Here is a 13637-nt window from a genome sequence, read left to right as displayed (position 1 = left end):
GGCGTACATCACGTTCGTCGGCTGCGCAGGTGCTTCCGGGGGTTGGCAATCAAGCCTTGCGCTGCGCTACCGATAACCGGGATATGCTGATAACAGGCTCATCCCGGGCCTTTCCCGCGACGAAGTGCCGCGCGGGAGCACCGGCAGTCAGCGAGCAGGAGCAACCATGGGCTCAATAAAAACAATCCAGGCCCGTTACACCCTCATTTTCATTGCCTTCATCGCGGTGGTATTTCTGCTCACCGAGGAGGGTATCCGCCACTTCGTCACGCCCAAGCTCAAGGCCTCCGAGGAGCAGCTTGTACTGGGGCGGGTCGGCACCATCGCCGACACCATCCTCTTCGAGCTGGCCAAGGTCGAGGCGCAGTCGCGCAGCATCACCCAGACCATTCCGCTGCTCGAGAGCGACACCATCGATGTCGTGGTGCCCGGCCTGGTCGACCAGTATGGCGATCCCAAGGTCTTCGGCGGTGGCATCTGGCCGCTGCCGCAGAAGCGCTCCGAACAGAACAAGCACAGCACCTTCTTCCACCGCGATGCCAGCGGCAAGATGACGGTGAACACCTACTGGAACTCCGACGCCGCGCCGGCCTATTACGAGCAGCCCTGGCACCGTGCCGGCCAGCAGGCACCGGCCGGCAAGTGCGCCTGGGCCGCCGCCTACAAGGACGACGCCAGCGCCCAGCCGCGCACCAACTGCGCCATGGCCATCCAGAAGGACGGCTCCCTGTTCGGCGTATCGACCATCGACGTCACCCTGGGCTTCTTCAACAACCTGGTGGCGGAGAAGGAGAAGGAGATCCAGGGCGAGGTGATGATCGTCGAGCCGGACGGCAAGATCCTCAGCAACCAGGCGCGTATCGGCGGCGAGATCGTGCTGAAGAACGTCTCCGAGCTGGCCCGCCAGTCGGTGTTCGTCGGCGAGATCCAGGAAGGCCTGGGCAAGATGGGGCGCGAGGCGCTGTACAAGCACGAGTTCGACAGCGCCGACGGCGAGGCCTGGACCTTCTACCTGCAGCCGATCGAGGGCACGCCCTGGCTGCTGGCGGCGGCGCTGCCGACCCATCTGCTGACCGAGAACAGCTCCGAGGTGCTGAGCACCCTGGCCTACATCCAGGTGCCGCTGGTGATCCTGCTGCTGGCCACCATGCTGTTCGCCATCCGCCAGCTGATGCAGCGCCTGCACGTGCTGCGCGGCAACATCGATTCGCTGTCGGCCGGCGACGCCGATCTGACCCGGCGCATCGCCCTGAAGGGCGAGGACGAGATGGACGCGGTGGGCGACTCGGTCAACCGCTTCATCGCCTACCTGCAGAACATGATCGCCGACGTCACCCAGGCCTCGGCGCTGATCGCCGAGGAGCTGGCCCAGCTGCAGCAGCAGTCGCGGCATACCAACGAGGTGCTGACCCGTCACGCCAATGAGACCGACCAGGCGGTGACCGCCATCACCGAGATGAGCTCCACCGCCGACACAGTGGCGCAGAGCGCTACCGAGACGGCCGCCTTCACGCGCAACGCCAACGACAACGCCGAGCAGTCCAAGCAGGTGGTGGCCGAGGCCTCGGCCAGCGTGCTGGCCCTGGTCGGCGAGGTGGAGAGCGCCACCGCGCGGGTGCTGGCCATGCAGCAGGATGCTCAGCGCATCAACGACGTGCTCGGAGTGATCGGCGAAATCGCCGGGCAGACCAACCTGCTGGCGCTCAACGCGGCCATCGAGGCGGCGCGCGCCGGCGAGCAGGGCCGTGGCTTCGCCGTGGTGGCCGACGAGGTGCGTGCCCTGGCCGGCCGCACCCAGCAGAGCACTTCGGAGATCAACGAGATGCTGGCCAAGCTGCAGCAGGGCGTGAGCTCCGCGGTACAGGCCATGGAGCAGACCAAGGCCAGCTGCCAGGCCACGGCGGACCGCACCTCCCGGGTCAACGTCGGCCTCGACGACATGGCCTCGTCCGTCAGCCGCATCCACGACCTCAGCGCGCAGATCGCCACTGCCGCCGAGGAGCAGAGCGCGGTGACCGAGGAGATCAACCAGAACATGGTCGCCATCCGCCACATGGTCGACGATCTGGTCGCCGGCGGGCAGCAGGCGGACCGCAGCACCGACGCGCTGCTGGCCTCCAACCGCCGCCTGGTCGAGCTGGTCAACCGCTTCAAGGTGCGCTGACCGTTCGCCGCCGGCGGGTGCCTGAGGGTGCCTGCCGGCGGTTACACTGGCGTCATGAACACTCCCTTCAAATATCTCCAGGGCTATCCGCCGCACCTGCAGCAGCAGGTGATGCAGATGGTCGCCGAGGATCGCCTGGGCGATTATCTGGCCAAGCGCTATCCCAATCGTCATCAGGTGCAGAGCGACAAGGCGCTGTACGGCTACACCCTGGAGCTGAAGCAGGAATACCTGCGCAACGCGCCGAGCATCGACAAGGTGCTGTACGACAACCGCCTCGACCTGACCCACCGCGCCCTCGGCCTGCACACGGCCATCTCGCGGGTGCAGGGCGGCAAGCTCAAGGCGAAGAAGGAAATCCGCGTGGCCGCGCTGTTCCGCGAGGCGGCGCCGGAGTTCCTCAACATGATCGTGGTGCACGAGCTGGCGCACCTTAAGGAGGCCGAGCACAACAAGGCCTTCTACAAGCTGTGCCAGTACATGCTGCCGGACTATCACCAGCTGGAGTTCGATCTGCGCCTGTACCTGACCTGGCGCGAGCTGGCGGACTGACTGGAAGGAAATACTCATGGACGAGATCAATCCTTATGCTGCGCCGACAAGCGGATTTGCCGATGTAGCGCTAGTCTCGCCCAGGCCATTCGGCTACGGCATGTACAAGTGGTGCAGTCTCATTTATGGCGTCGGCTTCACGATTATTGGCTTCTTTGTCGCGGCTAGAGGAGGCCTCGACGCATCGTTTCTAGGCATGGTGGTGGCATCGGTGGTCCTGGCCCCGTCGATAAGCTACCTGCTGGTGGCGACTCGATCGCGCCGCCTGTTCTACTCCTGACTGCCTTTGCATTTATGGGGCCTGCTCATGCTGGTTTCCTTTGGTGTTAAGAAAGCGGCTCCAGAGGGTGGCGCTCTGGCGTATCTGGCCTTGTTCATGATTGTCAGCAGTCTGCTGTCCTGGCTTTCCAGCCTGTACTTCCACTGGCGTTTGGGCAAAAAGTAACCGCTCTCGGGCAAGCCGCGTAGGGCGCGGGCCGGCATCATTCGCTACCGGCTTATCCACAGAGTCATCCCCGGCCTCTGTGCACAACCGGCTGATTGAAAAGCGCTTTTCCCGTGCGTGACCAATGGACTGGAGAGCCAACCTGGCCGGTGCCATAGTGATGGCATTCCTTGCAGGAGAACCCTCATGAGCAGCGTTCCGCTCACGCCCGAACAGCTGAGCAGCTTCAGTCCCATGGACTTCCTCACCCCGGCCTACCGCCAGCAGCTGCACGCCAGCCTCAAGTACCTGCAGCGCCCGGCCGGTACCCAGTTGCTGCAGAAGGGCGAGCGCGCCCTGGCCCAGTACTATTTGCTGGAAGGCAAGGTAGCGGTGGACGCCGGCCCCGGTCGGCAGACCATCGAGGGCGGTTCGCCACAGGCGCATCTGCCGCTCAATCCGGGTCAGGTCAATCCGAACAGCATCAAGGCGATCACCGACGTGCGTCTGTTCGCCGTCGAGCATCAGCTGCTGGAGCGCCTGCTCGGCTGGAGCCAGGATGCCGCCTATCAGGTCAACAGCCTCGGCGGCGACGGCATGGTCGAGGAGCACGACGAGGACGACTGGCTGGCGCGCCTGCTCAGCACGCCGCTGTTCGGTCGCCTGCCACCCTCGCATCTGCACGCCCTGCTGGCACGCTTCGAGTACCTGCAGGCGCGGGCCGGTGACAGCGTGGTCACCTATGGCGAGCCTGGCGAGCACTTCTATGTGATCAAGCACGGGCGGGCGCGCATCAGCCTGCCGCAGGCCTACCGCGAACAGCCGACCCAGGTGCTGGAGAGTGGCGACTTCTTCGGCGAGGAAGCCCTGGTCAGTGGCGCCGTGCGTTCGGCCAGCGTGATCATGCTGGAGGACGGCGAGCTGGCGCGCCTGCACCGCGACCTGTTCGTCGAACTGGTGCGGCCGAGCCTGATCCCGCGTATCAACAGCCAGGATCTGCAGCGCATCACTCACCAGGGCAGCCGCAAGTATCTGCTGCTCGATGTGCGCCTGGCTGCCGAGTACCGCCTGGCGCACCTGCCGGAGAGCTTCAACCTGCCGGTGGCCAACCTGCGCACCCATGCCGACAGCCTGGACCGTGCCACCTGCTATGTGGTCACGCCCGAGGGCGGCATCCGCAGCGAGCTGGCCGTGCACCTGCTCAACCAGCTGGGCTTCGACGCCTACCTGCTGGGCGACTCCTCCACCGAGGCGGCCTGAGTGCCTTAGTCATCCATGCGCCGGACAGCGTTGTGCGCGTGTCTGCTCGGCCTCTGCGCCAGCCTGTTCGGCTCGCCGGCACAGGCGCGCGAGTGGCTGGTGGTGGGCACCAGCTTTCCCCAGGTCTACGAGCGCAATGCCGCCGGTGACTTCACCGGCCTGGCACCGGCGGTGCTGCGCCGGCTGGCTGCCGAACTGGGGGGCGAATTGCGCTTCGAGCTGTATCCCTGGGTTCGTGCCCAGCGCATGGTCGAACTGGGCCAGGCGGACATCCTGGTCGGGCCCTACCGCACGGCCGAGCGCGAGGCGCGCTTCGCCTTCGCCGCCGAACCCTTCTATCAGGACCGCATCGTCTTCTATGCCCGGCGCAGTCAGGCGGGCACCTGGGACGGTGACTATGCCAGCCTGCGCGGCAAGCGGGTCGCCGTGGTGCGCGGCTGGATCTACGGCAGCCAGTTCGAGGCGGTGCGCACCAGCCTGCGGCCGATCACGGTGGAGTCGGTGCACAACGGCCTGCGCATGCTCGAGGCCGGGCGCATCGACCTGCTGGCCAGCAACCAGCGCAACACCCAGCCCCATCTGCTCGAACTGAGGCTGCAGGAGCGGGTCGGCGAGGTGGGGCCGCTGATCGATGTGCAGCGCGGCTACTTCGCCTTTCCCAAGGACAGCGCCCATGCGGAATTGCGCCGGCGCTTCGATCACGCCTTCGCGCGCTTGGTCGAGTCCGGCCAGCTGGCGCGGCTGGCGGAGCCGCTCGGGGTCAGCGTGCCCTGATGGCATTCACTCCACGGTAACGATTCGCCAGGCCGCCGCTCCGGCCTGCACCTCGTCGTCGGGGCCGCGGCCGAGCAGCTGCTGGCCGAGTGGCGCCTGGGCGGTGATCAGCATGATCTCCAGGCCCAGGTGCTCCAGCTTGAGCCCGGCGCCATCCGGGCCCAGCAGCAGCCACTGCTGGCGTTCGGCGGCATCGGCCAGGCAGATCAGCGCGCCGAGCTGGATGCCGCTGGCATCGTCGTAGGCGCGCATCTGCAGGGCGCGCCAGGCGGCCAGCGCGCGGCGGATGTCCTCGGCACGGCGCGACTGCCCGGCGGCCAGGTACGAGGCCTCCAGACCGCGGGTGTCGTACTTGTTCTCCGCCTTGCTCTCCTCGTGAGTAGCGGCCTGGCGGGCGAGGTCGGCGGCGGCGAGCAGCATGGCCAGGTCGGCCTCGAGGCGCTGGCAGACCTGTTGCTGCAGGAGAAGCTTGTCCATGGTGCGCAATCGCGGGCGGTGGGGTGTGCAGGGTAGCAGCCTCGCCCGATCTCCTACACTGCAACACAACAACGCAAGGTGAATCGCGATGCGTATTACCCGCTGGCGTTGGCTGGGATGCCTGCTCGCCCTGTACCTCGCCGTCGGCCCGCACGCCGAGCAGCTGCAGCTGTATACCGAGGAGTACCCGCCGCTGAACTTCGCCCGCGACGGGCGCCCGGTGGGCCTCGCGGTGGATCTGGTGCGCGAGCTGTTCGAGCGCACCGGCCACCACGGCAAGATCAGCGTGGTGCCCTGGGCGCGCGGCTATCAGGCGGCGCAGCATGAGGCCAATACCGGGCTGTTCGTGACCATGCGCACGGCCGAGCGCGAGCGGCTGTTCAAGTGGGTCGGCCCGGTCTGCGTGGTGATCACCGGCTTCTATGCGCTGAAGGGCTCGGGTATCCGCATCGACTCGCTGGACGAGGCGGGCCGGGTCGGCACCATCGCCGTGCCGCGCCAGTGGTACAGCTATCAGGAGCTGCAGGCCCGCGGCCTGCCCAACCTGTACGGGGTGATCGGCCCGCAGCAGATGATGAGCATGCTGCGCCATGGCCGGGTGCCGGTGGTGGTGGCCGACAACGTGACCCTGGAGAGCTTGCTGGCCCTAGGTGGCCTGCGCCCGGAGAACGTCGAGCCGCTCTATGGCTTCCTGCGCAGCGAGGCCTATATCGCCTTCTCGCCGGCCACGGCGGACGCGGTGGTGCGTGAGTGGCAGCAGGCGCTGGATTCGACCAAGCGCGACGGCAGCTTCGCCCTGATCTACCGGCGCTGGCTGCCGGGCCAGGAGATTCCCGCCGAGCTGCTCAGTCTGGCGCCGCCGCGCTGACCGCCTCGGCGGCCTGGTCGCGGCAGGCCTGGCGCTGGCGCAGAAACTCGGCGCGGGTGATGCGTTGGCGGATCGCGTAGTTGTAGGGCTGGCCGTCCCGCTGGCTCAGCTGCACCAGAACCTGGTAGTAGCCCAGCGGCTGGCCCAGCTCGAGTGGCGCGGCGCCGCTGCTGGTCAGCTCTAGGCTCTGGTGGCGGGGCTGCGTGTTGTAGGCGCTGAAGCACTTGCCATGAATTTCTGCCTCGCCGAGCTGTGGAGTGCTCCAGCGCAGGCGCAGCTCCTCTTCCACCGGCGCGGCCTCGCGCAGGTCCTGGATCTCGCCGATCAGGCCCAGCACCGGGCGGTCCGGCGCCACCGGCTGCTGCTCCATGCTCAGCGCGAACTGGCGTAGCGGTTGGCCGTGCACATTGGCGACCACCACCAGGTCGGGCAGGCGGATCTGGTAGTGGGTATCGCCGAGCAGCTTGTCCAGCACATCGGTACTGCCCTCGTAGTCCCAGTTGTCCCAGTAGCTCACCTCGGGGCGGAAGTGCGCGTAGTCGCGGCGCAGCTCGACCAGGTCGCGGTAGGTTTCGGGGTAGGCGAAGGCCACGGCGGCGTCGACCATCTGCCGGCGATCCGCCCGGCCCAGGTGCTGCCAGCTGAAGCCATACAGCGTGCCCAGCTCCCAGACCACGAAAGCGCCGCACAGCAGCAGGCTCAGGCCGTAGCGATGCAGGGCCGGCTCCCAGCCCTGGCGCAGGCCGCGCAGGGGAAACAGCAACAGCGCACGGACCAGCACCGTCAGGCAGAACAGCGCCAGCAACAGGAACCCCAGCAAAAAAATCAGCATGACTCATCTCCCTCGTTCAACCGGGAGCAGTCTGCAGTCGCCGCGTGGAGCGCGTGCGGAGGCAATGTGGAGATTTGACGGGGCTCAGTCGTGCTGCGGCTTGACCCGTACCGCCCAGAGCACGCCGACGATTAGCAGGATGATGCCGGCCAAGGTCAGTGGCGCCGGCCACTCGCCGCGCAGGATAAAGGCGTAGCTCAGCGCCGCCAGGGTCTCGAACACGATCAGCTGACCGGCCAGCGAGGTGGGCAGGCGCTGGCTGGCTTCGTTCCAGCACAGGGTGCCGACCCAGGACGAGAGCAGGGCGATGGTGACCATCAGGACGATGAAGAACTCCGGGCGTGGGCCCAGCGGCATGGCGAACCGGCTGCCGCCAAGCGTCATGCCCAGCCACAGCAGGGCGTAGCCGAGCAAGGCCATGGGCAGGGTCACCAGGCCCTGGGCGGTGGCCCAGGTGCGCGGGCTGCGCCCGGGGTGATCGCGCAGCCAGTCGGCGTTGCGCAGCGGATACCAGGTCCAGCAGGCCACGGCGATCACCGCCAATAGTGCGCCGCTGGCGTAGCGGACCCAGTCCGTCTTGCCGGCGGTCTGCAGGGCATGCAATTCGGCCTGGTTGACGCAGGCGATGCCGGCCGCGATCAGCGCCAGCGAGGGCAGCAGCTTGGCCCAGGGCAGGCGCCCGTCGCGCTTGGCATTACGCAGGTTGGCGGCGATGGCGATGACCACCGGCAGGGTGCCGATGATCATGGTTGGCAGCGGCCCGCCGGCGCGCTGGATGGCGCTGGCCAGGCACAGGTAGTAGAGCAGGTTGCCCACCGCCGACAGCTTGAGCGCCTCCAGCCAGTCGCCGTGCGCCAGCTGGCGCAGGCGATGGCGGTCGAACCAGGCCAGCGGCAGGGCGATCAGGCCGAAGGCCAGGTAGCGCCCGGCCGAGAGCAGGGCGGCCGAGTATTCCGGCAGCAACAGCGGGCCGACGAACACCAGGCCCCACATCATCCCGGCGATCAGGGCGAACAGCGTACCCATCCACATCGCGCGAACCTCGAAAGCGCCACCGGTCAGAGGCGGCAGGGTTGAACTAGCCTGGCAGGCGACGCATGCCGATATGCGGGATGTCGTCTTCCAGGTAGGGCTCGGTCACCGCGACGAAGCCGTAGCGACCGTAATAGCCCTGGAGGTGGGCCTGGGCCGAGAGATAGATCGGCAGCCCCGGCCAGCGCTCGAGACAGGCTGCGACGGCGCGCTCTATCAACTGGTGACCGAGACCGCTGCCGCGCGCCCCCGGGGCGATCACCACACGGCCAATCACCACGTCGCCATCCTGGGTCGACGGATCGAGCAGGCGCAGGTAGGCCACCAGCCGCTGGTCCTGCCATGCCAGCAGGTGGTGGGTGTCGGCGAGCAGGTCCTGGCCATCGACGTCCTGGTAGGGGCAGTTCTGCTCGACCACGAAGACGCGGGAGCGCAGTTCGAGCAGGGCGTACAGCTCGTGGATGCTCAGCTCGGAGTGATGCTTGGTGTGCCAGTTAAGGGTCATGGGTGCGGTGCTTCCGTGTCGGCGAGAGGCGATTCTGTCATGGCCGGGCGCCGGCCTCGATCTTGCCGAGCAACCACTGCAGGCCGGCCAGGTGCTGCTGGTCGTGGCTGCACAGATAGTGCACCAGGCTGCGCAGGGTCAGCTCGCCATAACCCTCGAAGCGCGCCGGTCGCAGGAACTGCTCGGCGCTGATCGATTCGATCAGCGCCAGGGTCTCGCGGCGGGCACGGCGAAAGTCGGCCAGCACCGAGTCGGCATCCGCCTCGGCATAACGGCGCTCGCGGGCCATGGCCTCGCCGTCCAGCGAGATCAGCAGCGGGTTGTCTTCCTCCAGCGTGCGGCGCAGGCGCAGCTGATAGCCCTCTATCTCGATATCGCGCACATGGCAGAGCTGTTCGATGGCGGTGAAGCGCTCGCTCGGTACCCCTTCCCAGGAAGCCGGCGCCCAGTGCCGATGTTCGGGCGCAAAGGCGGCGAAATGGGCCTCCAGCTGATCGGGAAAGGCGGCGAGGGCGGCGAGGGTGGTGGTGAGCATGGCGGTGCTCCGACTAAGGCTAGGCCTCATGCTGGCACGCCGCGCTCCGCACCGCGCGGTACAGATAGCGAGAAAATCGGGGCGGCAGTCAGGCCTGGCCACTCCAGATGCGGATGGCGGCGAACAGCTGGTCGTCCTCGCCGTACGAGCTGATCAGTTCGGCGCGGGTCTCCAGCAGGTAATCGAGGAAACGCACCACGAAGTCCCGCTGCGCCTCGCTGAAGACCAGCACGTGACAGTTCTGCGGGCCGTCGTAGCTGATATGGAAGAGGAACTGGCCGATATAGGACCACTCCTCGCTACTTTCCAGGCACAGGCGCACCAATGCGGGGAAGTAGTAGATGAGGCCCTCTGGCTCGACGAAGCACATGGGGTCCCAGCCGGGATTGCCGAGCTCCTCCAAGCCGATGTCGTCGATGGTCGAGTTGAGCAGCGTCTGGTCGTGCTCGAAGCACTCGTCGCAGTGCTGGTAGTGGGTGAAGTGTTCGGGTCTGGGCGTGGCGAACAGCGCCTTGGATTCTTCCAGCCAGTTCATGGTGGGCACGGGGGGTGGGATTGGTTTCCATGATAGGCGTCCGCGCCGCCGGCAGCACCTACACTGCATCAGGGGGCGAGGAGGTGTGCGTTGGGCGTCGAGGCTTCGGAATATTCGATCTACCGGCGGGTGGTGTCGCAGTTGATGCAGGGCCAGGAGCAACTGCCCAGCCTGCCGGCGCTCACCCTGGATATCCGCCGGGCGTTGAGCGATGGGCAGATCAGCACCGGTGCGCTGGCGCGCCTGGTCAGTCGCGACCCGGCGCTGGCCGCGTTGCTGATGAAGCATGCATCGGGTGCCCTGTACCGCCACCCGATGGCGCCGCGCACCCTGCAGGATGTGATCGCCCTGCTCGGCATGGGCGAGGTGGACCGCATCACCATGGTTCACAGCATCAAGAGCCTGTTCACCCTGCACAGCCCGGCGCACAAGCGCCTGTTCATGGAGGTGTGGGGGCGGCTGACGCTCAAGGCCAGTACCTGCGCCATGCTGGCGCGGTTGATCGGCCATGTGGCGCCGGAGCACGCCTTGCTGGCCAGCCTGCTCAGCGAGGTCGGCACCCTGGCGGTGCTCTCGGCGTTCAAGGACGAGGCGGAGATTCCCTCCGGCGAGCTGTACTACAAGCTGTGCCGCGAATACAGCAAGTCCCTCGGCGTGATCGTGCTGAAGAAGTGGGCGGTGGACGACGAGTACATCGAGGTGATTCGCGCGGCCGGCAACTGGGACGCTGCGACCGGCCGCGAGCTGGAGCTGATCGATCTGGTCAACCTGGCGCTGTTCCATGCCATCAAGGAGCGCAACGCCGACGCCGAGCTGCCACTGCTGGTGGAGCTGACCGCCTACCACAAGCTGCAGCCGCCGCTGAACTTCATCGGCGACAACGGCGAGCTGGAGCTGGTGCTCAATCACCGGGCGGACATTCACGCCATAGCCGAGACCCTGCGCTGAGCCGGTGGCATTGGCAGCCGCGGCCCGTGGGCCTGGCGTCCGCCGCATGCAGCCGCGATGCATGACCTGCTAAGGTCTCAGCCCATCGCCAACCCACGAGACCTACCATGCCAGCGCCTTGCGTCCTGATTCCCCTGCCGCGCCGCGACTACGACCCCAGCGAGACGGCCCTGGCCTGGCGCCAGCTGCGCCAGGCCGGTTACCGGGTGTGCTTCGCCACGCCGGATGGCCAACCGGCGGAGCCCGATCCGCAGATGATCAGCGGCGAAGGGCTGGACGCCTGGGGCCTGGTCCCCGGCCTGCGCCGGCTCAAGCTGCTCGGCCTGCTGCTGCGGGCCAATGGCGCGGCGCGCGCGGCCTGCGCGGAGATGCTGCGTGATCCCGACTACCTGCAGCCACTGCGTCATGAGCGCCTGCGCGTCGAGGACTTCGCCGGCCTGATGCTGCCCGGCGGGCACTGGGCTCGGGGCATGCGCGAGTACCTGGAGAGCGAGGCGCTGCAGGCCTTCGTCGCGGCTTTCTTCGCCGCCGACAAACCGGTGGCCGCGGTCTGCCACGGCGTGCTGCTGGCGGCGCGCAGCAAGGGCGCGGATGGTCGCTCGGTGCTGCACGGGCGCAAGACCACCGGGCTGACCTGGAAGATGGAGAAGACCGCCTGGGACCTGACCCGCTTCTACGGTCGCTGGTGGGAGGGCGACTACTACCGCACCTACTCCGAGGCGGCGGGCGAGCCGGCCGGGTACATGAGCGTACAGGGCGAGGTGGGGCGGGTGCTGGCCAGCCCGGATGACTTCCTCGACGTGGCCAAGGATGCCCCCGATTTCTGGCGCAAGACCAGCGGCCTACACCGCGACACGCTGAACGACAGCCGCCCGGCCTGGGTGGTGCGTGACGGCAACTATGTGTCCGGGCGTTGGCCGGGCGATATGCATGAGCTGATGCGGCGCTTTATCGAGCTGTTGCCGGCGGTCTAGGCCGGCGTAAAAGCGTAGCCCGGATGCAATCCGGGAATGCCGACGGCACCGCTTCCCGGATTGCATCCGGGCTACCCGTTCGCGAGCAGAGCTCGCTCCTACCGCGTCCGTGTATGTCGGTTGTAGGGCGGTGAAACCCGCGAAGGCGGCGGCGCGGGTTTTACCCGCCCTACGCGGAGTCGGTGCTCGGGATTAGACAAACTGCGCGGCAGCATGGGCCGAGGCCCAGGCCCACTGGAAGTTGAAGCCGCCCAGGTGGCCGGTGACATCCAGCACTTCGCCGATGAAGTACAGGCCCGGTGACTTCTGCGATTCCATGGTCTTCGACGACACCTCGCGGGTATCGATGCCGCTCAGGGTCACCTCGGCGGTGCGGTAGCCCTCGGTGCCGGCCGGCACCAGGGTCCACTCGGCCAGCTTGGCCGCCACCGCATCCAGCTCTGCCGGGGTGTACTGCTTGAGTGGCTTGCTGACGAACCACTGCTCGGCCAGCAGGCCGGCCATCTTCTTGGTGAACAGCTCGGCGAGCAGGGTCTTCAGCTCGCTGTTCGGCCGCTCGCGCTGCTGCGCCGCCAGCCACTCGGGCAGGTCGATGTGCGGTAGCAGGTTGATGCTGATGGCGTCGCCCGGCTGCCAGTAGGAGGAGATCTGCAGGATCGCCGGGCCACTCAGGCCGCGGTGGGTGAACAGGATATTTTCCTTGAAGCTCTGGCCGTTGCAGCTGACCACGCAGTCCTCCACCGAGGTGCCGGACAGCTCGGTGCACAGGGCCTTGAGCTGCGGCTCGGTGATGGTGAAGGGCACCAGGCCGGCGCGGGTCGGCAGCAGCGTATGGCCGAACTGCTTGGCCACCTGATAGCCGAAGCCGGTGGCGCCGAGGGTGGGGATGGACAGGCCGCCGGTGGCGATCACCAGCGACTCGCAAGTGAACTTACCGGCGCTGGTGTGCAGGGTGTAGCCGGGCTCGGTCTTGCTGATGGTTTCGACCGAAGTATCCAGACGCAGGTCGACGCCGTGCTCGTCGCATTCGGTCAGCAGCATGCTGAGGATGTCGCTGGCCTTGCGATCGCAGAACAGCTGGCCGAGCTTCTTCTCGTGGTAGGGCACGTCGTGCTTGACCACCAGCTCGACGAAGTCCCACTGGGTATAGCGGGCCAGGGCCGACTTGCAGAAGTGCGGGTTGTGCGAGAGGAAGTTGGCCGGCTCGCAGTACATGTTGGTGAAGTTGCAGCGGCCGCCGCCGGACATGAGGATCTTCTTGCCCGGCTTGTTGGCGTGGTCCAGCAGCAGGACCTGGCGCCCGCGTGCGGCGGCTTGCGCCGCGCACATCAGGCCGGCGGCACCGGCGCCGATGATGATGACCGGGAAGAAAGACACGGCTGAACCTCGATGAGTCGCGAAGCCGCGCATTCTAGCGGAAAGGCGCGGCGAATCCGCGGACGGTCATCGCCCCGCAGGCGCCGGGGCGCCTGCGGGGCAGGCTCAGCGCCCGCTGTTGTGGTTGTTGCCTTTGGGTTGCTTGCTGTGGGTCTCGCCACCGAAGCTCTGGTTACGGTCTTCGCCGCGCTTGCGGTTGGTGTTCTTGCTCTGATCCTTGTAGTTGCTGCAGTACTCGGCCGATTCGGCCGGCGCGTTCTTGGCCAGCTGGGAGCCGCATTGGGGGCAGCGTTTCATGGCGTCACCTCGTCACTGAACGGCCCCGGAATGGGGCCGGCAGTGCGATGGTCGGCGGCTGCACCGTGGCGACGCAGAGGGAA

General features: G+C 67.1%; 17 protein-coding genes and 1 pseudogene. 10 read left to right on the top strand and 8 right to left on the bottom strand.

Annotated features, from left to right (window positions below; all coding sequences use genetic code 11):
• Positions 1 to 166: 166 nt before the first annotated feature.
• The 7 genes and pseudogenes from FFS62_RS23705 to FFS62_RS14790 all read left to right on the top strand — a co-directional run.
• Positions 167 to 1303 (top strand): annotated as a pseudogene (locus tag FFS62_RS23705) (cache domain-containing protein); the annotation flags it as partial.
• Positions 1304 to 1318: 15 nt separating this feature from the next.
• Positions 1319 to 2164 carry a methyl-accepting chemotaxis protein gene (locus tag FFS62_RS23700; protein WP_371920145.1) on the top strand — a complete coding sequence of 282 codons (846 nt, stop codon included), beginning with the start codon at positions 1319 to 1321 and terminating at the stop codon, positions 2162 to 2164.
• Positions 2165 to 2218: 54 nt separating this feature from the next.
• Positions 2219 to 2716 carry a M48 family metallopeptidase gene (locus tag FFS62_RS14805; RefSeq protein WP_137973601.1) on the top strand — a complete coding sequence of 166 codons (498 nt, stop codon included), beginning with the start codon at positions 2219 to 2221 and terminating at the stop codon, positions 2714 to 2716.
• Positions 2717 to 2732: 16 nt separating this feature from the next.
• Positions 2733 to 2996 (top strand): hypothetical protein, encoded by a 264-nt coding sequence (locus FFS62_RS14800; protein WP_137973600.1) that lies wholly within the window; start codon positions 2733 to 2735, stop codon positions 2994 to 2996.
• A 27-nt stretch (positions 2997 to 3023) separates the two neighbouring features.
• Positions 3024 to 3161 carry a hypothetical protein gene (locus FFS62_RS23190; RefSeq protein ID WP_171016349.1) on the top strand — a complete coding sequence of 46 codons (138 nt, stop codon included), beginning with the start codon at positions 3024 to 3026 and terminating at the stop codon, positions 3159 to 3161.
• Positions 3162 to 3347: 186 nt separating this feature from the next.
• Positions 3348 to 4400, top strand: a complete 1053-nt coding sequence (locus FFS62_RS14795; RefSeq protein ID WP_137973599.1) for a cyclic nucleotide-binding domain-containing protein — start codon at positions 3348 to 3350, stop codon at positions 4398 to 4400.
• A gap of 15 nt (positions 4401 to 4415) precedes the next feature.
• The gene (locus FFS62_RS14790) at positions 4416 to 5174 is read left to right on the top strand and encodes an ABC transporter substrate-binding protein (protein WP_137973598.1); all 759 of its coding nucleotides are present in this window, start codon (positions 4416 to 4418) and stop codon (positions 5172 to 5174) included.
• A gap of 6 nt (positions 5175 to 5180) precedes the next feature.
• Here the strand turns inward: FFS62_RS14790 and FFS62_RS14785 are convergent, their stop codons facing one another.
• Complete coding sequence (locus tag FFS62_RS14785) at positions 5181 to 5651, bottom strand: GreA/GreB family elongation factor (RefSeq protein WP_137973597.1); 471 nt, start codon at positions 5649 to 5651, stop codon at positions 5181 to 5183.
• 88 nt (positions 5652 to 5739) lie between these two features.
• On the opposite strand from FFS62_RS14785, the gene FFS62_RS14780 reads away from it, so the two are divergent.
• The gene (locus FFS62_RS14780) at positions 5740 to 6519 is read left to right on the top strand and encodes an ABC transporter substrate-binding protein (RefSeq protein ID WP_137973596.1); all 780 of its coding nucleotides are present in this window, start codon (positions 5740 to 5742) and stop codon (positions 6517 to 6519) included.
• Here the strand turns inward: FFS62_RS14780 and FFS62_RS14775 are convergent.
• The 5 genes from FFS62_RS14775 to FFS62_RS14755 form a co-directional block, all read right to left on the bottom strand.
• Complete coding sequence (locus FFS62_RS14775; protein WP_137973595.1) at positions 6497 to 7351, bottom strand: hypothetical protein; 855 nt, start codon at positions 7349 to 7351, stop codon at positions 6497 to 6499. The two genes, FFS62_RS14780 and FFS62_RS14775, sit on opposite strands and share 23 nt — an antisense overlap.
• A gap of 84 nt (positions 7352 to 7435) precedes the next feature.
• On the bottom strand, positions 7436 to 8383 hold the full coding sequence (locus tag FFS62_RS14770; RefSeq protein ID WP_137973594.1) for a DMT family transporter: 948 nt from the start codon (positions 8381 to 8383) through the stop codon (positions 7436 to 7438).
• Positions 8384 to 8429: 46 nt separating this feature from the next.
• Complete coding sequence (locus tag FFS62_RS14765) at positions 8430 to 8888, bottom strand: GNAT family N-acetyltransferase (RefSeq protein ID WP_137973593.1); 459 nt, start codon at positions 8886 to 8888, stop codon at positions 8430 to 8432.
• Positions 8889 to 8925: 37 nt separating this feature from the next.
• Entirely contained in the window at positions 8926 to 9423 is a 498-nt protein-coding gene (locus FFS62_RS14760) for a DinB family protein (protein WP_137973592.1), read from the bottom strand.
• A gap of 88 nt (positions 9424 to 9511) precedes the next feature.
• The gene (locus tag FFS62_RS14755; protein ID WP_137973591.1) at positions 9512 to 9958 is read right to left on the bottom strand and encodes a hypothetical protein; all 447 of its coding nucleotides are present in this window, start codon (positions 9956 to 9958) and stop codon (positions 9512 to 9514) included.
• A gap of 90 nt (positions 9959 to 10048) precedes the next feature.
• Between FFS62_RS14755 and FFS62_RS14750 the strand changes: the two genes are divergently transcribed.
• Both FFS62_RS14750 and FFS62_RS14745 read left to right on the top strand, forming a co-directional pair.
• On the top strand, positions 10049 to 10906 hold the full coding sequence (locus tag FFS62_RS14750; protein WP_256662246.1) for an HDOD domain-containing protein: 858 nt from the start codon (positions 10049 to 10051) through the stop codon (positions 10904 to 10906).
• A gap of 107 nt (positions 10907 to 11013) precedes the next feature.
• A complete protein-coding gene (locus FFS62_RS14745; protein WP_137973590.1) occupies positions 11014 to 11880 on the top strand; it encodes a type 1 glutamine amidotransferase domain-containing protein in 867 nt (288 codons plus the stop codon).
• Positions 11881 to 12072: 192 nt separating this feature from the next.
• Here FFS62_RS14745 and FFS62_RS14740 read toward each other — a convergent pair whose 3' ends face one another.
• Both FFS62_RS14740 and FFS62_RS14735 read right to left on the bottom strand, forming a co-directional pair.
• Positions 12073 to 13257, bottom strand: coding sequence for an NAD(P)/FAD-dependent oxidoreductase (locus FFS62_RS14740; protein ID WP_171016348.1), 1185 nt, complete (start codon positions 13255 to 13257; stop codon positions 12073 to 12075).
• Between the two features lie 105 nt (positions 13258 to 13362).
• Positions 13363 to 13554, bottom strand: a complete 192-nt coding sequence (locus FFS62_RS14735; protein WP_137973588.1) for a hypothetical protein — start codon at positions 13552 to 13554, stop codon at positions 13363 to 13365.
• Between the last annotated feature and the right edge of the window lie 83 nt (positions 13555 to 13637).

Origin of the sequence: Pseudomonas sp. F(2018) (assembly GCF_005508865.1) — a bacterium.
Classification (GTDB): Bacteria; Pseudomonadota; Gammaproteobacteria; order Pseudomonadales; family Pseudomonadaceae; genus Aquipseudomonas.
The sequence above is the reverse complement of the archived record's forward strand: the minus strand, read 5'-3'. Positions and strand labels throughout refer to the sequence as shown.